Raw genomic sequence first — 19,616 nt, 5'->3', positions numbered from 1 at the left:
TGCAACGATGCGATCTGCCCAACTCGAACAAGGCCGACTCCACCCCGATTCGTGCTGACGGAGCGGCCATGAACACAGATCCCGCCTCCGATCCCACACTCACCCGCTGCCAGCGCTACCGGCACGTCTACGGCCTGCCGTGCTACGTACACGAGGAAACTCGGCGAATCACCCTGCGCGCGGGAGACGTAGGCGCGGTCACCGTGCCCGAACAGCTCGGCAGAATGGTCCACTCCGACCTGGCCAGGCAATACTTGCTAGGTCCCGTCATCGCACATGGCTCCGGACGCTGGACGATCCTCGTCCGCCCCGACGACACACACCAGCTCGCCAACGACACCGACATCTTCGTCGCACTGCTGCGCGCCTCCGCGACGATCGTCCCCGATGGCGGCGAGATCCTGCTTCCCTCCCCCGCCGACGAACGAACTGGATACCGCCGGTGGGTCGTCGCACCACGCGACACGTTCCGCCCGCACATCAGCACCGTCGTCCAGTCGATCATCGTCTGCGCGGACCGAACTGCACACCACCACTATGGGTTCCAAAAACCCGACCAGCCGCGAGACCACCCCTAGCAACGCTCACCCACCTGCGCGCCCGTCGATCAGATGACGCAACGACCCGAAGCTCCTGATCCGAACGAACCGAATCCGGTGGAACCGGAGACCCTGTATATGCGTCATAGACTTCAGGACGACTTTGACGGCCCGGATCGGGAGGCTTCGTGGGACGACGGACGACGGCGACAGTTGTAGCACTCGCTGGGGTGGCGCTGGTCGCTTCGGGGTGCGATGCGGGCACGAACGGGACTGCCACGCCCAGCACGATCGATACCTCGGCGGCCACGGCCGCCCTGTGGGATCCGTGCACGCAAGTATCGAACAGCACATTGCAGCAGATCGGCGTCCGACCAGACACCAAGAGGTCGGGGGTTGCGGGGGTCGAGGAGCCTGGCTGGAAAGTGTGCTCGTGGAACAACGACAACTTCAACCTCGGAGTGTCCACGACGATCTACACAGTCGATGACTTCAAGGCCAAGCCCGACAACATCAACTTCTCCGACCTATCGATCGCCGGACGCGAGGGTGTCCAGCACCGGAGATCTTCGGACCGGTTCAACGAGCTTTGCGATCTAATTTTTCCTGCGAAATTCGGATCGTTCGGTTTGACGATTTCCAATCGCGCGTCAGCAAAGAATCCGGCAGAGCCGTGTTCGAGCGCGCGTGCTGCGGCGGAGATTCTTGTACCGACTTTTCCACGCTGAGAAGGGGGCATCAAATGGCACTGAACGAAGACTTATCACGATGGCAGTACCTAGCCGGCGAGGCCAAAGCAGGTCGGTTGTATCTCGACCGATCGGTCGCACAGGCATGCCGCGACGCGTGCAATCGGCAGATCGATCTCTACAATCAGCTTCGCGATGATCTGCAGTGGGTTAGCAAGGTAAGCGGGCTCGGCAAGTTCGACTGCTCGGATGACCTAGCAGACATGCTGGGCGCAAAGGCAATCGGCGGCGAAGGCGATGTGAACTCTGCCCTCAAGGAGCACATCGAAGTACTGACCCTGATGCGTGATACGATCCAGATTTCCGTGGACCGCATCGGCGCGACGGACGACTCCAATGCGCAAGACACGAGCAATCTGCTGAACTGACCCGGGGGATAATCATGGGCCTGCCGTTCTTGGTAGCGATTGGCGCCGCGCTGTACGAGCAGTCGAAATCCGGCCCGCCGGACAGCGGTTCGCGCGACGAGAGCCCCGACGCGGCCATCGCGCGGAACCGCATCACCGAAATCATGCGCGCCGGTAGTGATTTGCAGACCCAGTCGCCGAAAGTTCCGGAGAGCGCGTACAAGAACCCGGACGGCATGGACGATCTCTATCAACGCGTGCAGGCGATGTCGATCGATGGAGTCGTCGCGCTGCACCAGCGGTGGGAGTCCATTCGCAACCGGCTCGAGCAGGGTTTGCAAGGTTTCGGCCCGGAGATCGGCAAGGCCATGGAAGGCAAATGGGAGGGGGCGGCGGCGAAGGCCGCGGCGGACGGGATCAAGGAATATGTCGACAAGTCCGGTGGACTGATCAGTTCGGTGCAGATCGTCGCCGAGAAGGTGAAGATCATCCGGTCGGGCATCGAGGTCACCCGGCCCGCCGTGCAAGAAGCACCCGCCCATACGTGGACCAGCAACGTCGCGAGTTGGGTGCCGGGCCCGACCTGGAAGCTGAACCAGCATCGCGAGGACGCCGCGCACGACGCGTCCGTGAACGTCGTCAAGAACGTCTTCTACCCTGCCGTCCGTGAAGCTGACACCGGCGTTCCACTGGTGCCCAAGCCGTACAACCCGGTGCACAATTCGAGCGATCAGCCGTACACGCCGAACAACGGCTGGCAGCCGTCGTCGTCCGGCACCGACACCGCCGACAAAGCCACCACGGCGGACCCAGCACAGCAACCGGGTACCGAGAACACGCCGGAGACCACCGTCCCGTCCAGCACGAATCCTGTTGCCGAGCAGGAAAGCACGACCGAACAGAGCGCGACCACACCCGCGAGCACGAACCCGTCGACCCAACCGGCGAGCACCAATCCCGGAACCGATCCATCGCTGACCCGCCCCGGAACACCGAGTCCCGGATCTCCCGGCACGCACAGCCCGGGCACACTCAACCCGAACGCTCCCGACCTCGGCGCTCCCGCACCGGGTCGCAGCATCAACGGTGTCCCGGGCGGCGTTCCCGCCGCCGCTTCCGCGCGGCCCGGCACCGGTCGGCCGGGAGCGAGCGGCATGCCGGGCATGATGGCGCCGGGCGCTCGCGGCAAGGGCGACGACGACAAGGAGCACCAGACGAAGGACTACCTGGTGAACCAGCGCAACGGTGAGGAACTCACCGGTCTCGGTGCGGAGAACAGTGTGAAGTCGGTGCCACCGGTGATCGGCGAATGAGCCGGACCGGTCTCGACGCCACGCCACCACGCGCGCGGTCCATGACAAAGGAGCCGGTTGCATGAGCCGACGGGACTGGTCGTTCACCGCGCTCGGCTTCACGGTGCTGTGGCGGGCCGTCGAGCGCGACGTGCTGCCATACCCCTTGCAGTATCGATCCACGGCGGAGACCGTCGCCGATTACGAGTCGGAGTGGAAATCCGAAGCCGCCGGACTGCACCGTCGCCTCGACGAGTCCCTGTACAGCGCACTGCGTGTGCTGGCCGAACCCGAGGCACGCATCGAGATGGCGGGATTCAGCGGGAAGGACAAACTGCGCGTCCACGCGGCCGTGCACTATCGGCATGCCGTGCTGCTGGTACAGGAGCCCACCGCATCACCGGATCGCGGTGGAGCCGTGCACATGTCACTGATCGGCGCGGAGAGCATGAGCCGCCAGGTCATCGACCACCTACCCGACGCCGCACGCGGCAGCGGCCCCGGCATCGAGATCTCCCGGCACGAACTCGACGCCGAGGACGAGGAACCGTACCGCGTGGGCGCACCGGCCCCGCCCCGCGCCCGAGCCGAGCAGTTCTTCGAGCGCCCCCGCACCACCATCGCCCACGTCGCGGTCTACGCGGGCCCCGCATGGGACAATCGCCCGGCGCCCGCCCGCGGCTTCCACGTGATGGACTACCCCGACGGCCGCTACCTCGTCCGCAGCGGAACCACCATCAAGGCCGTCCCCGCCGACACCACGGAAGTACGGTCCCAACTCGACCGGGTCGTACACGCAACGGTCGCGGCCTTCCGCGAGGAAAACGATCCCAGCTACACCTGACGCCACCCTCCACACACGCAACCGGGACCAGGCGGGCCAGAGAAGCGAGCCAACGATCCAGCGCCGCAGACGCACCGGAGTTCACCAGCCCGATTCTCCGGGGAGTCCGAGCGGTTTGCCCTTGTGGCACAGGGCACCGGCGCGGACGAGCGCGCCGAGTTCGGGCGCGTCGACCTTGTGGCAGCGCGCTCAGTCGGTGGATGTCTTCTGACGCCTCAGGACCAGCGCTAGCCCGATGACGACCAGCACAATCATGAGAACCGCGGTGGCGACGTTGTCGGGCATTCCCAGGAATTCGGGGCGATAGAGGGGATGGCTGTAGACGGGATCATCGACGAAGAAATACGAGGTGCCGGGCCAGCAACCCGCGGCGAGCACCGCGATCCAGAAGGCGCCGGCGAGGTAGGCGCCGGTTGCCATGCTGAAGCGATCGGTCACCGGGCGGCCGAGCAGGCATATCAGCGCACCTACGCCCAGGCCTATGGCGGCGAAGAAACCCATCGCCGTATGCAGCTTGGCGTGCGGCAGCCAAGCGGGATTGTTCATATGCCTGCTCGCCAGGATCACTCCGTCGAGCAGGACGGGGACAACGATCGTGGCGATGCCGACGACAACCAGCAGCACCCGCCCGACGTGGGATACCTGGGTGCGTCTCGGTGGATCCGAGCGGACCGCGGCTCGTTCGGTGGTGGTGTGATCGGACATCGGGATCCTCCGAGTTCATGACAGGATATTATCTCAATTGAGATAGTATCAAGTGAGATACATCTGGTCGAGCGATCGACCAGAGAGGTAGCCTCCCGCCATGCCTATCCGTGACGCGACACCGGACTACGCCATCGGCCCTCTCCTGCAGCGAGCGCACCGGCATGCGGCTGACGCGTTCAACTCGGCGCTCACGGCACTGGACATACAGGGCAGGCATTTCGGAGTGCTGATGACCCTGCAGCGCCTCGGCCCGATGAATCAGACACGGCTGGTAGAACATCTCGGCGCGGACAAGTCCGCTATGGTCCGAATGATCGATGATCTCGAGTCCAGAGGATTCGTCAAACGCTGCGACGACCCTGCCGACCGGCGAGCGGTCGCCGTCACACTGACCGAGTCCGGCACGAAGGCGTTCAAACAGGCGGAAACGATCGCCAAGGCCGCCGCCGACGACCTGCTCGAGGGATTCGATGCCGCTGAGCGCGCGCAATTCAAACGACTCCTGGGAAAATTCGTGAACGTTGCACCCAGTGACGTCGCACCATTGCCCGGCCGCGGACAACAATGAGCATCAGCACTTCAGAATGGGCGCCCTCCTTGCAGTGCGGAGGTTGGTCACGTTCGGCCTGAAGCATCCTTCATTCCGCTCCTGAGCCGTTCCGGGCTGCGCGGGCGTATTGGACATGTCTGCGGCATTTAGGGCTGCGACGGGTTCGCTTTGCGGCCACGCTTGTCCGCAGGCGGCGCGCAGAACATCCGGCCGGGACACACTGACACCAAACCTCGGGATATTCCTCAGGTTTCAAGATCGGACGCCGCAACGACGCCACTGCTCGGAGCAAGTTTGTCCAGGATGCGGGAAGGGCCACCACAGCGGCAGGCGCTTCGATGACTCGGCCGAGAATGTTCACCATTACCGCCGCGATCACTCGGGCGAAGCAAGCCGAAGACGACCCACCGGTGCGAGTCCAGCTGGGTCCGGAGCTTGCGGGGCACTCGCGCCTGGCGAGAGGTGGCGGGGTGCTGTGGTCGATAAGCGACGTACGCTGCCCCACAGACGATTTCGGTATCAACCGCAGTGCCTGTTGCGCCACGTAGTCGCCACGCGAACGGCCCATCAGCCCGACAACGGCCCATCGATGCAGGTCACACCGCTACTCCCGCCAGTGACAACAAACACAGCGCCGGGTGAACATAACCTTGCCCTATGCCTCGCTGGAGTACGCACCGACGGAAGCCGGCGGAGGTGGGCCGGCTGGCACGAGTCGGCGGGGATCCCGAATCATTCTCGGCAGCAACACTTTCCAGATCGATAACCAGATCGATCACTGCCGCCGCGAGTGGGTCCGGCGCATCGTCGAACGCGCACAACCAAGCACCGCCGCAGCCGCGAGTACATCCGGGCGCACTCGCGCCGAAGAGTGAATCCGATTCGCAGACCACGGCAATGGCTATGCCTCCGCTGCCACCACCACGTCAGGACGACGAGCCGCACCGGCTGCATCATTCGGGCGCGGCCGCTTTCGTCGGACTCTGCGTCGGCGTGGTGCTCCTGCTGGTGTCGGGGTGTCTGCTGGTGAACCACCCGACGGGGACGTCGGCGTCATCCACGGCGCTGCGCACCAGCGCACCGAGCACTCCGGCACCTACGTCCACCGTGCGAACGACCGCACCGGTAGCCGCTCCCCCGCCCGTCCGGACGGGCATCGGTGTCACCTTCGGAAAGGTCGTGGCCAATGACGGCACGACATTGGTGGTCAGAAACGCGTTCACCAGCAGCAGCGTCAAAGTCCGCGCCGACGCCAACACCAAGGTGAACGTCCTGGTTGCCAAACAGGCGACGGACATCCGCGTCGGCGCTATCGTCGCCGTCTACGGACGGCAGTATCCCGATCACACGATCGTCGCGGAGTTCATCACCGGCATTTCGATCGGGGCCCCGACCCGGTGAGCACGGGCGTACGCGGATCGCCGCGTCAATCACGCCCGCGCAACGCCGCTTCCACCGCCGCGTCGTCGACCGGCTCGGTCTGTTCCCACACGTCTCGCGCCAGCCGCAGCTTTCCGCACATGCTGGCCACCAACGCCGCCGCGTCGGCCCCGCCCTGCCCGATTGCTTTGCGGTAGCGAACCGCATCGACGACGACCGATTTGACCCGCTCGTGTGCGAGGTAGGTCCGCAGGTCGCGACGCCACTGCCCGATCGCGGCCTCGGGCTCGGCGGCGACCCACGCGGCGAGGAACGCCTCTTGCTCTTCCGGCAGGTAGCCCATCTTGTGCAGATGCGTGGCCACGTCGTAGACCGGATCGCCGTACAACGCGAATTCCCAATCCAGGAATACGACCCGATCGTTTCGCACGATCATGTTCTTCCGGTGCACGTCGGCATGCAGCATTCGAAAAGGCCTGGCCTCGAGCGTGTCCCACGCCGCGAGGATGTGCTCGAGCGGCTGATCGGGCACACCCAAGCAGCGGTACAGCTCGCCGAACTCCGCACTGCTGTCACGGTGCACGCGGGCGGTGACGGCGGACAATCGGCGCGCGAACCCAGCGGGTTCGTCACCCCAGTCCGGCTCGACCGGCGGCAGTAGATCTCGGGGGATGCGCCGAAGTTCCCCGAACAGCACCGCCACATCGGCCGGTACATGAGCCGGAACTCGGACCCCGCGCGGCGCGATGCGATCCAGCAGGTCGCCGTCGATGTAGTCGTGGATCTGATAGGCGGGGTGAACCGATTCCCAGCGCAGTCTCGGCGCCGCGGCGACGAAGGGCTCGATCGCGATCAGCACCGCGGGTTCGGGCCATTGCCGCAGGTCCATCACATCGGCGCCGGCTACCGGAATCCGCACGTTCACCGCACCGGCGACGCCGTCGACGCGGACGTTGTGGTTGTAGTACCCCGCGGCCGACTGCGATCGGGACAGCGCTTCGACGTACATCGCCTCGGCGTCGACACCGATCACCCGGGCGATCACGCGTGCGGCGTCGCGGTCCAATCCCGATCCGGGCGTCGGCGGCTGAATGCGCGACCGCGCGGCCGCCGCGGCTTCGGAGATGTCGGGTTCGGTCCAGCCGTACAGCGCCAGGACCGCTCGCGCGACGAGGACCAGCCCCGGATAGACGTTCGCCCCCTGGAATTCCGCGATGGCCCAGCGGGCACTGCGGACGGCATCGTCGCGCCTCCCGCGGCGCGCGAAGACCCCCGCGCGGAACAGTTCGGCCCTGGCCCGACCGGAGCGGTACCCGGCCTGCTCGAGAATCTCGCACGCTTCGGCGAGCGCGTGCTCGGCGGCATCCAGCTCCCCGAGCGACAACCGCGCCAGACCCAGTGCGGTGTAGGCCTTTCCGAGTTCGTGCAACGCGCCGAGTTCACGCTGCCGCACGATCGCCGCTCCGGCGGCCTCGATCGCCCGGGCCGGGTCCGTGAGCGCCAAGAGTTCCGCCAGGTTCGTCGCGACATTCGCCTGTCCGACAACGCTGCCCGCGGCTCGATAATGGGTGTCGGCCTCCGTCAGATACCGGGCGGCGCGTTCGGTGTCGAACGCCAATCGGTAGGCGAGATGACGCAACCGGGCGATGTCACCGAGGAACTCGTGGTCGTCCTCCGCCATCGCGACGAGTTCCTCGCACATGCTCAGCGCCTGACCGAATCGGCCCTGGCACATGTGCAAATCGGCCGCCCACTGCCCCGCGACGAGCCGGGCCCGCCCCGATCCGCGCGACCACACGTCGTGATAGATGGCCAACGCGTCGTCGGTGTCGCCGAGTATGCGGCGTGCGTTCGCCGCGGCGACTGCCAACCGCTCCGCGATCGGGCCGGTCCGGTCCAAAGCGACGTCCCGGGTGAGCCGATCGGCTTGTTTGGCGTCGCCGAGCAGCACCGCCGCTTCCGCTTCCAGGCACCGCGTGAGTTCCGACAGTTCCGCCATACCTGTCAGGTTCTCATGCGGATCGCTCAGATAGCGGTCCAGATCGCTGATCACTCCGCCGATGCCCTGGCTGCCACCCGCCGCCTCGATCCGGTCGACGTATCCCAGCAACGTCACCGCGGACAGCAGCCCGGACCGGACACCGTGATATCCCGCCTCCCGCAAGGCCGCGACCCGGCCGAGCGACCGTTCGGCGCGTGCGAACCACAGGTCGTGCAGCACCCCGTGCAGAGTGCGCCGGACGTCCGGGTCCAAACGCCACTGCAACGCGTCCACCATCAATTGGTGCAGCTGGAAGCGCTCACCCTCGTCGTTCTCGTCCGCCGCGTACACGAACGAGTACGCGACCAGGGACTTCCACGCGGCGATGTGGTGCGGTAGCTCGAACTGCCGGGCGACCGCGGTGAAGATCTCCCGATCGAAGGTGCGCGGCAGGCCCAGCAGTTCCAGCATGCGAACTTCGTCGGGGCGCACGTGCTGGAGGAAACGCTCGAGAATCGTTTCCGGAGACACCAATTCGGCGGGCGTCACCCAACCCGCGCGGGTCCGGGCATCGATGGCCAGATGCAGATAGAACGGGACACCCGCGCTCGAAGCGGCGATCGCCGCGCGCTCGTCGGGATCCTCGATGCCGGAGGAGTCGAGCAATTCGAAGCGGGCGTCCATCGGCAGGTCGTCGACGGGCACGGCCCGGATGCGGGCCGACCACTCCGAGTCGTGCCGCTCCCAGCCCAGCGGCTCGCGGCTGGCGATCACCACCAACCCGGTGTCCAGCTGCGCGACCACATCGCGTAGCCAGGCATCGGACGCCGCCGCGCGGCCTTCACGATCGGCGCCGCCTATCAGCGCTTCGTAGGCGTCCAGGAAGACCACATACGGTTTCCCCTCCGTCCCGCTCTTCAGATCCTCCGCGAACAGGTAGGAGACGGCTTCTTCCAGGCCCGCGAGACTCAACCGGTCGAGTTCCCCGAGGACCGGATCGTGGCGGATCCGGTGGGTGCGGATCACCTTGCGAGCGCCGAGTTCGAGCAACCGGGTCGCGGTGCCGAAGACCGGGATGCCGGTGGCGTCGTTGAGGATCTCGGTCAGGATCTCGCTGTGCTCGGCGAGCGCGAGCGCGTCCGAGGTCAGGCGCAGATGCGGGTGCATGCGCTGCCACAACACCGCGCGGGCGATGTCGAAGCGGTGGAACTTGATCTTCTGCGCGCCGAACTGCATGCGCAGCACGGCGAGTCCGTCCGCGGCCTGGCGATGACTCGGAACCTGCAGGTCGAGCACCGCCGCCGGATGTTTCTTGCCGACCCGCGCCCGCAGTTCGGTGACCAGCCGGGACTTGCCGATCCCGCCGACACCGCCGAGCAGCATGACGCGGGGATGCCCGGCGGCCTCGGCGAGCAGTTCGTCGAACCGCGTCAGCACCGGCGCGCGGTCGACGAACGGACGGCTGGTCGATCCCGGCTGGAACCGCGCGGTCAACACCATGGCGTACCCCCTCCTCACGAGCCCGGCACGATTGTGCCAGAGCCGGCCGCCGGCGATCTCGCACGCGCCGTCGAATGTCGGTGCCTCTTGCTAACTTTCGTCTCGTTCTGATCTGACGAAAACAGGCGAGGCGCTATGACTATCGGGGGAACCACCTATCTCGAACTGTCCGAGGACAGTGGTACCGCGCACAAGTTCTACGAGGTGATCGTCGCGGGTACGCAAGTGAGCGTCCGCTTCGGTCGCATCGGGGAACAAGGGCAGACGAAGGTGAGTTCGTTCGCCTCCGAGGAGAAGGCGCAGGCGGCCGCGTCGAAGAAGATCGGCGAGAAGGTGCGCAAGGGCTACGCGCCCGCCGTGCTGGGCGCGCGGGCCAGGCGTCCGGTGACCAGGCGCGCGATCAGCAGCGGCCGCTCCACGGCGAAGGCAGCGCCCGTGTTGTGGAGTTTCGACTCCGGCGCCGCCGCCTTCGGCATCTTCGTCGACGAGCGCCGCTGCTGGGTCGGCAACGAGAGCGGCGACGTGTTCACATTGACTCCCGACGGTGTGGTCACCGGCCGGTACCGCCTGCCGGATTCGGTCAAGTGCATCGTGGCCGACGACTTCTGGATCTACGCCGGCTGCGACGACGGGCGCGTCTACGACCTGTCGGGCAAGGTGCCTCGGGCGGCCTACGACATCGCGGCCGATGTCGACATCTACTGGCTCGACATCCACGACGGCATCCTCGGCGTCTCCGACCGCCAAGGCGGGATCACCGTGATCGACTACGAGGAGGAGTCGCTGTGGACGCGGCGCAGCACCGGCGATTCGGGCTGGATGGTGCGCATCGACGCGAACGGCGTCTACCACGGGCATTCCGCCGGCGTCACCAAGTACGACCTGGACAGCGGAAGCACCCTGTGGCAAATGGGCACCGGCGGCGGCGTCCTGTTCGGCTGGCAGGAATCCGACGCCGTCTACGCGGGCACCGCCCGTAACCAGGTCCGCATGGTGGCCAAGAGCGGCCGGGCCGAGCGCGTCTATCAGTGCGACGCCGCGGTCTTCTCCTGCGCCACCTCGCCCGACGGCCGGTATGTCTTCGCAGGCGACAACTACTCCTCGGTGTACTGCTTCGACGCCGCCGGGAACCGCGTGTGGAAGCTCGCCACCGGCTGCGGCTCGGCGTATTCCATGCAGTACCACGACGAGAAGCTGTACTTGGTCACCACGACCGGCACGCTGGCCTGTCTCGATGTCGGCGAGGCCGCCATCCGCGACGCCGAGCAGGGTGTGCTGCCCGAAACGGTGTCGGTGAAGGCTCCCGAGATCTCGGCGGTGGTGCCCAGCGACACCGTCGAGATCACCTCCGAAGCGGGTAGCGGAATCGTCGTGGAGTGCGTGAGCCAGGGCAGTTCGCTGCGCGTGCGAGTCGTCTCGCCTGGATATCACCAGGGGTGGAATGTGCAGTTCCCCAAGGATATTCGTCTGGCTGGGGCTCGTTACGTGGTCGACGGCATAGCGGAGTCGGCGCGCGGCGGCTTCTACCGCGTCCGTGGGGACATCCGCCGGTTGTCCTGAGCGGCAGACGTTCCCGATGGAGGCGTTTCTCGAACGTCGGCGCGAGATGTGCGAGGGACGTCCCTGATGGGAACACGGCTGTTCGGTGGTCCTGGCACACTGACAAAAGCGCTATCGAACAGGGGGGCTCGATGAAGGGACGATTCACATCGTTGTGTGCGGTCGCCGTGGCGCTGACGACGGTGGCCGCGCTGCTGGCCGGATGCGCGTCGGACGAGCGCGAGGAACGAGGCTTTCCAACCGAGGCAGCCGAGCGGATCGACCGCATCGTGCGGCCGCAAATGGACGCGCGGCTGGTCCCCGGGGTACTGGTCGCGGTGCACGACCCGAAACGGGGGTCCTTCGTCAGGGCTTACGGCACAGCGGATCTCGCGACGGGTCGTCCGATGGACGTAGCGGATCATGTCCGGATCGGGAGCATCACCAAGACGTTCACCGCGACCGCGGTGCTGCGCGCGGCCGACGAGGGCAAGCTCTCGTTGGACGACGTGCTGGAACGATATGTGCCGGGAGTGCCCAACGGCGGCACCATCACTCTCCGCGACCTGCTCGGCATGCAGGGCGGCGTCTGGGATCTCCGGGACTATCCGGCCTTCGCCGAGCAGTTCGACGCGGGGCCTACGGCATCCGAATGGCACGAGGGCGACCGGTTACGCGCGATCATCGCCCAGCCGGAGCGGGCGAAGCCACCGCGTACCCGCGTGGAGTACTCGAACTCCGAGTTCTACCTGCTGGGTCTGGTGCTCGAGAAGGTCTTCGGGAAGCCGGTGCCCCAAGTCATCGGTGAAGTCGTCGCCGCGCACGGGTTGCGCGCCACGACATATCCCACCGACGCCACCATGCCCGCGCCTCAGAGTCGCGGGTACTCCTACTTCGACGAAGCGCCCACCGACGTCACCGCGCGGACCACCCCGGCGCTCTTCGGTGCGGCGGGCACGATGGTGTCGACGATCTCCGACCTGGCCGACTACGCCCGCATGCTGGGCCGCGGCGATCTGCTGAAACCGGAGACCTTCCGGGCCAGGACCCAGTTCGCCGGAAACCTGCGCTACGGACTCGGCATGGTGGAGTCCGGCCGCTGGCTCGGCCACAGCGGCGCGGTGCTGGGCTACACCACCCACATGGGCTATCTCCCCGAGCAGGACGTCAGCGTCACCGTCGCGGTCAACGAATTCACTTCTCCACCCCTGCTCGGGGTGACCGCCTCGGTCATCTGGTTCGGCATCGCCCGTCAGCTGTATCCGGGCACGGTGCCCGACGCCCCGGCGAACACCCAGCCCGATCCACCGGTGCCCACGGTCACCGATCTCGACAATCGACTACGACAGACGCTGGACCCGGCGGTTCCCACGGAGCGGAAACCGCTGCGGATCGCGGACGACGACAAGGACCCGGAGTTGATCACCCGGGTCGCTCAGGCCTTCACCTCGATCACCACGACGGTCGGCAAAGTGACCGGCGCGGGCGGTTACCTCCTCGCGACCGTCGTTCTCGCCGGACCGAACGGCCGCCGTCCGACGATCGTGCCGTTCGTCTCGCGCGACGGCTCCTGGCGTATCGACCGGTACTGGGCGTGCGAGAACATCGCCGGGACCGGGCCGCCCTCGCCCGCCTGCGAATGACCGGCTCCGCGCCCTGATCTGCCGATTCGTCGACGGAACGCAACGCCCGGTGGGAAGGTGGATGTACGGCAGGTGTCGGGCGAAGGAGCGAGACACATGGTGGACAAGACCAACGGAGCTGCCGCGGGCGACGGCGGCGTGATGACGGCGGACCGCCCCGAGCAGATTCGCAACGTGGTCCTGGTCGGGCACAGCGGGTCGGGAAAGACCACGCTGGTCGACGCCATGGCGCTCACCGCGCGGGCGGTCAATCGCGCCGGGCGGGTCGAGGACGGCACCTCGCTGTCGGACTACGACGAGATCGAGCATCGCCAGCACCGGTCCGTGCAGCTGTCGGTGGTGCCGGTGGCGTGGGGCGGCATGAAGATCAACCTGATCGATACGCCCGGATACGCGGACTTCGTCGGCGAACTGCGGGCAGGGCTGCGCGCGGCGGATGCGGCGCTGTTCGTCATCTCGGCGGCCGAGGGCGTAGACGGGATCGCCGGAGCGACCAGGGCGCTGTGGGAGGAGTGCGCCGCGGTCGGGATGCCGCGTGCGATCGTGATCACCCATCTGGACACGGCGCGTGACGAGTACGACGTGATGACCGAGGCCTGCCGCACCGTGCTGGGCGGCGGCTCGTCGGAGAGCATCCTGCCGCTGCACCTGCCCGTGTACGGCCCGAAGAATCCGGACGGTCACCGGCCGGTCACCGGCATGGTGGAGCTGCTGCCGCACTGCGTGGGCGACTACTCCTCCGGCGAGGAGGTCCAGGGCGACCCTTCGCCCGATCAGGCGCCCGCGCTGGAGGAGGCGCGCAATCGCCTGATCGAGGGCATCATCGCCGAGAGCGAAGACGAGAGACTGATGGAGCGCTACCTCGACGGCGAGGAGATCAGCCTGGCCACGCTGGTCGCCGACCTGGAGCGCGCGGTCGCGCGGGGCAGCTTCCATCCGGTGCTGTTCGCCGCGCCCGCGCCCGAAGGCGCGAAGCAAGGCCTCGGCACGGTGGAACTCCTCGACCTGATCACCGGCGGCTTTCCGACGCCGGTCGAGCACCCCATCACCGCCGCCAACGGCGCGCAGCCGCATCCGCTGCGCTGCGACCCGGACGGCGAGCTGGCCGCCGAGGTCATCCGCACCGCGTCCGACCCGTACGTCGGGCGAGTCTGCATGGTCCGCGTCTTCTCCGGCACCTTGCACGCCGACGACACGGTGCACGTCAGCGGGCACGGCCTGGAGGATCGCGGCCACGAGAGCCACGAACTGGACGAGCGGGTCGGCGCGATCTCGGCTCCGTTCGGCAAACAGCAACGCCCGCTACGCCAGGCCATCGCGGGCGACATCGCCTACGTCACCAAACTCGGTCACGCCGAAACCGGCGACACCCTCTCGTCCACCGACAGCCCCTTGCGGATCGAGCCGTGGCCGATGCCCGATCCCCTGCTGCCCATCGCCATCAGCGCGCACAGCAAAGCCGACGAGGACAAACTGTCGCAGAGCCTCGCCCGGCTCGCCGCCGAGGACCCGGCGCTGCGGCTGGAGCACAATGCGCAAACCCACCAGCTGGTGCTGTGGTGCCTCGGCGAAGCGCACCGCGACGTAGCGTTGGAACGATTGCGGACCCGGTTCGGCGTACAGGTGGACGTGACCGATCACCAGGTGGCGTTGCGAGAGACTCTCGCGGGCAAGGCGACCGGGCGCGGCAGGCATGTGAAGCAGTCCGGCGGACACGGCCAGTACGCCGTGTGCGAGATCGAAGTCGAACCGCTACCCGAAGGGTCCGGGATCGAGTTCGTGGACAAGGTGGTCGGCGGAGTGGTTCCGCGCCAGTTCATTCCATCGGTGGAGAAGGGCGTCCGCGCGCAAGCCAACCGCGGATTGACCGCCGGATATCCGCTCGTGGACGTGCGCGTCACCCTGTTCGACGGCAAGGCCCATTCCGTCGACTCCTCCGACGCCGCCTTCCAGACCGCGGGCGCCCTCGCCCTGCGTGAGGCAGCGGCGGCCGCGGGAATCAGAGTGCTGGAGCCTCTCGCCGAGGTCTGGGTGCTGGTCACCGACGAATACGTCGGACCGGTGCTGAGCGACCTTTCCAGCCGCCGCGGTCGCGTCCTCGGCACCGAGCCGCACGGCGCCGGGCGCACCCGGATCCACGCCGAAGTCCCCGAGCTGGAACTCAGCCGCTACGCCATCGACCTGCGCTCGATCTCCCACGGCACCGGCGATTTCACCCGTAGGTACGCGCGCCACGAACCGATGCCGAACCAGGTCGCCGCCTCGGTGCGGGGCGAAAAGGCACGCGCATAGCGACATTCGGCCGACTTCCCAACAGCTGTTGATCTTGGTCTGGCCGGGTACAGTTGGGCTCGTATTCGAGCCTTGGTAGGTGGAGAAATGGAAAAGGACCCCGGGCGCTGCGTCGTGCTGGTGCCGGTACACGACTACATCGAACCCGGTTGCGCAGAGGGCCTGGCGGAACTCGAACGGCGCGGCTACCCGGTCTGGCGCATCTACGGTTGCTCCGCGATCGACCAAGCTCGCAGCCAGATCGCCACCGATGCGTTGGCGCAAGGTTTCGAAGAGTTGATGTGGATCGATGCGGATGTGCGCTTCCACCCGGATGCGGTGGACACGTTGCGGTCCCACGATCTGCCGGTTGTCTGCGGAATCTACGCCAAGAAAATGACACGCGAACTGGTGTGCAGTCTTCTGCCCGGTACCGAGAAGATAATTTTCGGCGACGGCGGCGGCACAGTGGAAATCCGGTATGCGGCCGGCGGGTTCCTACTCACCCGACGCGACGTCTACGAGAAGATCGTGGAGAAGGAAGAACTGCCCGTCTGCAACCTGCAGTTCGGGCGTGCCAATGTGCCGTACTTTCTGCCGATGATCGTCCCGGACGGCGAGAACCAGTGGTACCTGGGTGAGGACTACGCGTTCTCCGAACGCGCTCGGCGCAGCGGCTTCAGCATCTATGCCGACACCCGGATCCGGCTGGAGCACATCGGCAAGTACGGATTCACTTGGGAGGACGCGGGTAGCGGCAAAAACCGCTACAGCAGTTACGAATTCAGTTTCAGGCAGAGATCCACGGATACCGACGCGGAGAAAACTGCCGAGCAGGCCCGCTAACGGTAATAGTCGAGTTCAGGATGTGCCATCCCGAGGAGTCGGTGACCCGTCGGCGAAGGCGAACTCATCGGGACCGGCTGGATACAACCTTATCGAGGACTCGTCCCGCGGCACCCCGATGCGTTGCGCCGTACCCAGAACGGACGATCCATCGGCGTCACCGAGAACGCGAGCCAGCCCGGGCCGGGAAGCGGACCCGCCAGGCGCAGGGGCCGACCGCAGCCTGCTCGACAGTGCCTGTCGCCATTCCGGCACCCGGTCGTACTGATGCACGATCGGGTACAGCATGCCGGTGGAGGTACGCACGGAGTCCCCGACCAAGCTCGGCTCGGGCTCCAAGAGGAACGGACGCAAAGTACCGATCTTGCCCGGGTCCGCGAAGGTACCGGCCTGGCAGGCGAACCCGTCCTCGGACGGCACGAACTGCATCGCGGACCGATACGGTTCCATATCGAGCAGCAGGTTGTATCCGCTCTGATCGGCTATCGAGACCCCGGACGACGCCGCGACCAAGGAGATGGCCAAGCACAGATCAGCCATCACACCCGCCTCCCCCGCGAGCACTCCGACATTGCAGACCGGCTTGGACCACAGGCGCTGGACGTGTGCCGGGAAACTTCGTTGCAGATTGTCCCGGTTCCACTTCTCATCGGAGTACCGCAGTCCCTCGCTGACGGCGAGAAAGGGGCGTCGAAGGTGGGTTTCCAGCCACGTGATCGGATCCGACTGGAAGTACACGTCGCGTACATCGGTCACGACGGCGAATCGGAGGGAAGGCGCGAACATACGCAGTACCTGAGCGATGTCTTGGAATCGCCCGTTGTACACGCTGTCCGGAGGCGGCATCCGTACGGCGTACAGCCCCAGCGCTTCCAGGTTCTCGGCGATGGCGTCGCCGCGGTCATCGCGGTCGTACACGATGACCGCCCCCACACCGGCGAAACCGCTCGCGACGAGACTCCTGGCCCACGGCTCGACATCCGGCCACTCGTAACCGGCCGCCGCTCCTATGACGATGTCCTTTTTCGCGGCCATACCTTCCAGTCGCTCAGGTCTGTTGCGGTGGTGGCGGCACGGGCGGCGGCGAGGTGGGCGGCGCCTGGCTCGTGGTCGGCGGCGGTGCCGCAGCCGTAGCACCGAGGTCTGCATTGCCGGTGTCCAAACCGGTCGGGTGGATGTAGCCCGTGGAGACACCGTACTTGTCTTCCAGCGGTGGATGCTTGGGATCGAAAGGAATGAGATTACCGTTATCCAGGACAAAGAATTGATTTTGTTCCCTGACAATCAGCGCACTGTGTCTCTCCCATTGAAGAATATCACCCGTATTGAGCGCCTCAAGATTATTCACCACCCGAGGCGGATGTTCCGCCGACAACTCCCCCGCAGTTCCCTTATACGCGGATACGGCATCTATCGCGACATTCTGCCCCTGCTCGGTCAAAGCCTTCGCCACCGGCTGCGATGCATGCACAGTCTTATCGCCGATCTGGACATCCGCCATTGTGCCCGGCGTCGTCACCGGCGGCGGACTGCCCGCATAGGCCGGGGCCGTCACACCGGTAGGCGATGTCTGAGCAGCCTGTTGGGCGTTGGCCGTTTGAGCGGCGCGGCGCTCCTCCCTTGCGTGTTCCCGTTCTCGTTGCCGTTCCTCACGCGAGTCCCGGTCGTCGTTGTACCTATCGTCTCCGGCCTGCTGAGTACGGGGCTGGTTCATTTGTCCCAAGGCATTCATGAGCGCCATCTGGCCCATCATGTCGTTCATGTTGTTACCCGTATTGGCAGCCGGCGTGGTGTAGGCGGCGGGTGTGGCCGTGCCGGTGCCCGTGCCGGTCCCGGTGCCGGTCGGCATCGACGCGTAGACCGGCGAACCGAGATCCGAGCTCGAAGCGGTGCCACCCGTACCGCTGCCCAGGGTGGGCTGAGTGCTGTCGACCGAACCGGTGGGGTCCGTGGTCGACCCGAGCAGGTCGTCGTACGTGGAGCTGAAGTCCTGGCTCGTGCTGACCGGCTGAGTGGTGGTGCCCTGGGACGACGCGGGAGGCGTATACGGAGGGGTGTACGGGGGGGCGGCCGTCTGGCCGGCGCTGGTGTGCTGGGTAGCTGGGCTGTTAGCGGGGCTGGACGCCGAACCCGAGCCAGAGCTCGAACCAGAGCCCGAACCGGACCCGGAACCCGAGCCCGAACCGGACCCGGACCCCGAGCCCGACCCGGATCCCGAGCCCGACCCGGAACCGGAGCCGATCGGGAACGGAAGCTGCGCGGCCCTATCCGCGTATGCGATCACCTGATCGGTGCAGAATTTCACCGCATCACGGATCAGACCGTAAAGCGGCGCCTCCTCGGCAACATTTTGTATGCCGTCATCCGTGTAAATTTTCGACCCACCCGGATGATTTCCCGCGACACCGTCGTTGAGCTTGTCCCAGATCTTGTCGTGGGTGTCCTGGATCTTGTTGTACATACTGCGGTAGTACGAGTAATTGGTGCGAGAAAGCTCCTCGGTCGCCTGCTCGAACTTGAGGTCCCCACTCTGCCACTGGTCCGCCAGGCCGTTGAGGTAGAAAACAGCTGAATTGTAGGCGTCTTCGGTGTAGCCCGAACCGTGACCACGATGCTCGAGTTGCTGAATGAAGGAGTCGGCGAGATTGTCGTCGCGCCAGTTGTCGTCCTTGCCTTTTTCGGGGGAAATCAGGAATTTTGGTTTCTCGGGCTTCCCACTGCCCATCTGAGCCATGAGATAGAGCAGCTGAGAATTGGCTACGTCGATGAACGCCTTGAGTTCGGGGGAGACTTTTCCCGGCGGCGTTCTGATTTCCAGTTTGAAATCTGAAATCTTCTTGCCGTCGGTGATGTCGTTCTCGTCGGCGTCCTGCCCCAGGAACTTTCGTTTGGCGACATCGGCAGGAAGCTCATCGAACCAGACGATGTTGCCGTCCGCCGGGCGATTGCCGTCCCAATTGTCGCCGACTTTGTCTTTGACGGCGATCAACTGTCCGTCGTTCGTCAGAACATATTGCCCGACCCCGTCGTCTTCATCATCCCAGTCATCGGTGGCTGCGCCACCTTCGTGTTTTTTGTCGCCGGGCTCCGATACCGCATGGATTTCATTGTCATCCTTGTCGTGGAGCTCGAGCCTGGTCTCGCTGCCGGATCCCTCCTGATCCTCGAATCTGATCTGGTTGGCGTCGCTACCTTTTTCGCCGGATGTATGAATGACATTGCCGGTGGGAACATGTTCGATGACCATCTGGCCATCGCGCATACCCATCCGGTATTGCTTGTTCTGGGAATAGAGCCATTCCCCCTCTTTGATTCTCTGTTCCCGATTGAGGATGCCACCGTCGATGTCACCCATCAGTTCAACCCCCGATCACCCACGTGACACCGAACTGTTCGCGAGCCGGGAACAGCCATTCCACATCCTCCT

At 65.8% G+C, this 19,616-nt stretch carries 16 protein-coding genes; 11 read left to right on the top strand and 5 right to left on the bottom strand.

What is annotated here, in order from left to right; genetic code table 11:
* Positions 1–68: 68 nt before the first annotated feature.
* The 5 genes from ABZW96_RS09235 to ABZW96_RS09215 all read left to right on the top strand — a co-directional run bounded on the left by ABZW96_RS09235 (position 69) and on the right by ABZW96_RS09215 (position 3,771).
* Entirely contained in the window at positions 69–578 is a 510-nt protein-coding gene (locus ABZW96_RS09235) for a DNA-directed RNA polymerase subunit beta (protein WP_355072871.1), read from the top strand.
* A 191-nt stretch (positions 579–769) separates the two neighbouring features.
* Positions 770–1,267 carry a DUF3558 domain-containing protein gene (locus ABZW96_RS09230; protein ID WP_355072870.1) on the top strand — a complete coding sequence of 166 codons (498 nt, stop codon included), beginning with the start codon at positions 770–772 and terminating at the stop codon, positions 1,265–1,267.
* A 14-nt stretch (positions 1,268–1,281) separates the two neighbouring features.
* Positions 1,282–1,656: a hypothetical protein gene (locus ABZW96_RS09225; RefSeq protein ID WP_355072868.1), complete on the top strand. Its 375-nt coding sequence runs from the start codon at positions 1,282–1,284 to the stop codon at positions 1,654–1,656.
* A gap of 14 nt (positions 1,657–1,670) precedes the next feature.
* The gene (locus ABZW96_RS09220) at positions 1,671–2,948 is read left to right on the top strand and encodes a hypothetical protein (protein WP_355072866.1); all 1,278 of its coding nucleotides are present in this window, start codon (positions 1,671–1,673) and stop codon (positions 2,946–2,948) included.
* A gap of 61 nt (positions 2,949–3,009) precedes the next feature.
* Positions 3,010–3,771, top strand: coding sequence for an ESX secretion-associated protein EspG (locus ABZW96_RS09215; RefSeq protein ID WP_355072865.1), 762 nt, complete (start codon positions 3,010–3,012; stop codon positions 3,769–3,771).
* Between the two features lie 189 nt (positions 3,772–3,960).
* Here ABZW96_RS09215 and ABZW96_RS09210 read toward each other — a convergent pair whose 3' ends face one another.
* On the bottom strand, positions 3,961–4,476 hold the full coding sequence (locus tag ABZW96_RS09210; RefSeq protein WP_355072863.1) for a hypothetical protein: 516 nt from the start codon (positions 4,474–4,476) through the stop codon (positions 3,961–3,963).
* Positions 4,477–4,576: 100 nt separating this feature from the next.
* Between ABZW96_RS09210 and ABZW96_RS09205 the strand changes: the two genes are divergently transcribed.
* On the top strand, positions 4,577–5,047 hold the full coding sequence (locus ABZW96_RS09205; RefSeq protein ID WP_355072861.1) for a MarR family transcriptional regulator: 471 nt from the start codon (positions 4,577–4,579) through the stop codon (positions 5,045–5,047).
* A 935-nt stretch (positions 5,048–5,982) separates the two neighbouring features.
* On the opposite strand, the gene ABZW96_RS09200 is transcribed toward ABZW96_RS09205, so the two are convergent.
* On the bottom strand, positions 5,983–6,186 hold the full coding sequence (locus tag ABZW96_RS09200) for a hypothetical protein (RefSeq protein ID WP_355072859.1): 204 nt from the start codon (positions 6,184–6,186) through the stop codon (positions 5,983–5,985).
* Between the two features lie 22 nt (positions 6,187–6,208).
* Here ABZW96_RS09200 and ABZW96_RS09195 point away from each other — a divergent pair, with 22 nt between their 5' ends.
* Positions 6,209–6,430 (top strand): hypothetical protein, encoded by a 222-nt coding sequence (locus ABZW96_RS09195; protein WP_355072857.1) that lies wholly within the window; start codon positions 6,209–6,211, stop codon positions 6,428–6,430.
* A 25-nt stretch (positions 6,431–6,455) separates the two neighbouring features.
* Here ABZW96_RS09195 and ABZW96_RS09190 read toward each other — a convergent pair whose 3' ends face one another.
* Positions 6,456–9,890 carry an aminoglycoside phosphotransferase family protein gene (locus ABZW96_RS09190; RefSeq protein WP_355072855.1) on the bottom strand — a complete coding sequence of 1,145 codons (3,435 nt, stop codon included), beginning with the start codon at positions 9,888–9,890 and terminating at the stop codon, positions 6,456–6,458.
* A 135-nt stretch (positions 9,891–10,025) separates the two neighbouring features.
* On the opposite strand from ABZW96_RS09190, the gene ABZW96_RS09185 reads away from it, so the two are divergent.
* From ABZW96_RS09185 to ABZW96_RS09170, 4 genes are all read left to right on the top strand, one after another.
* Entirely contained in the window at positions 10,026–11,450 is a 1,425-nt protein-coding gene (locus ABZW96_RS09185; RefSeq protein ID WP_355072853.1) for a WGR domain-containing protein, read from the top strand.
* 131 nt (positions 11,451–11,581) lie between these two features.
* Positions 11,582–13,072 carry a serine hydrolase domain-containing protein gene (locus ABZW96_RS09180; protein ID WP_355072851.1) on the top strand — a complete coding sequence of 497 codons (1,491 nt, stop codon included), beginning with the start codon at positions 11,582–11,584 and terminating at the stop codon, positions 13,070–13,072.
* Positions 13,073–13,168: 96 nt separating this feature from the next.
* Positions 13,169–15,364 (top strand): elongation factor G-like protein EF-G2, encoded by a 2,196-nt coding sequence (locus tag ABZW96_RS09175; protein ID WP_355072849.1) that lies wholly within the window; start codon positions 13,169–13,171, stop codon positions 15,362–15,364.
* Between the two features lie 114 nt (positions 15,365–15,478).
* The gene (locus tag ABZW96_RS09170; RefSeq protein WP_355072847.1) at positions 15,479–16,189 is read left to right on the top strand and encodes a hypothetical protein; all 711 of its coding nucleotides are present in this window, start codon (positions 15,479–15,481) and stop codon (positions 16,187–16,189) included.
* A gap of 15 nt (positions 16,190–16,204) precedes the next feature.
* On the opposite strand, the gene ABZW96_RS09165 is transcribed toward ABZW96_RS09170, so the two are convergent.
* Together ABZW96_RS09165 and ABZW96_RS09160 are read right to left on the bottom strand one after the other, a co-directional pair.
* Positions 16,205–17,224: a hypothetical protein gene (locus ABZW96_RS09165; protein WP_355072845.1), complete on the bottom strand. Its 1,020-nt coding sequence runs from the start codon at positions 17,222–17,224 to the stop codon at positions 16,205–16,207.
* 13 nt (positions 17,225–17,237) lie between these two features.
* Positions 17,238–19,544 (bottom strand): hypothetical protein, encoded by a 2,307-nt coding sequence (locus ABZW96_RS09160; RefSeq protein WP_355072843.1) that lies wholly within the window; start codon positions 19,542–19,544, stop codon positions 17,238–17,240.
* Positions 19,545–19,616: the final 72 nt, after the last annotated feature.

This window comes from Nocardia sp. NPDC004168 (assembly GCF_040610355.1).
Taxonomy (GTDB): Bacteria; Actinomycetota; Actinomycetes; order Mycobacteriales; family Mycobacteriaceae; genus Nocardia; species Nocardia sichangensis.
This window is presented reverse-complemented; position numbering and strand designations above follow the sequence as displayed.

Coding starts and splice junctions, on each gene's coding strand:
- ABZW96_RS09235 (WP_355072871.1), top strand. CDS start 69: ATGAACACAGATCCCGCCTCCGATCCCACACTCACCCGCTGCCAGCGC.
- ABZW96_RS09225 (WP_355072868.1), top strand. CDS start 1,282: ATGGCACTGAACGAAGACTTATCACGATGGCAGTACCTAGCCGGCGAG.
- ABZW96_RS09220 (WP_355072866.1), top strand. CDS start 1,671: ATGGGCCTGCCGTTCTTGGTAGCGATTGGCGCCGCGCTGTACGAGCAG.
- ABZW96_RS09215 (WP_355072865.1), top strand. CDS start 3,010: ATGAGCCGACGGGACTGGTCGTTCACCGCGCTCGGCTTCACGGTGCTG.
- ABZW96_RS09210 (WP_355072863.1), bottom strand. CDS start 4,476: ATGTCCGATCACACCACCACCGAACGAGCCGCGGTCCGCTCGGATCCA.
- ABZW96_RS09205 (WP_355072861.1), top strand. CDS start 4,577: ATGCCTATCCGTGACGCGACACCGGACTACGCCATCGGCCCTCTCCTG.
- ABZW96_RS09200 (WP_355072859.1), bottom strand. CDS start 6,186: ATGCCCGTCCGGACGGGCGGGGGAGCGGCTACCGGTGCGGTCGTTCGC.
- ABZW96_RS09190 (WP_355072855.1), bottom strand. CDS start 9,890: ATGGTGTTGACCGCGCGGTTCCAGCCGGGATCGACCAGCCGTCCGTTC.
- ABZW96_RS09185 (WP_355072853.1), top strand. CDS start 10,026: ATGACTATCGGGGGAACCACCTATCTCGAACTGTCCGAGGACAGTGGT.
- ABZW96_RS09180 (WP_355072851.1), top strand. CDS start 11,582: ATGAAGGGACGATTCACATCGTTGTGTGCGGTCGCCGTGGCGCTGACG.
- ABZW96_RS09175 (WP_355072849.1), top strand. CDS start 13,169: ATGGTGGACAAGACCAACGGAGCTGCCGCGGGCGACGGCGGCGTGATG.
- ABZW96_RS09165 (WP_355072845.1), bottom strand. CDS start 17,224: ATGGCCGCGAAAAAGGACATCGTCATAGGAGCGGCGGCCGGTTACGAG.
- ABZW96_RS09160 (WP_355072843.1), bottom strand. CDS start 19,544: ATGGGTGACATCGACGGTGGCATCCTCAATCGGGAACAGAGAATCAAA.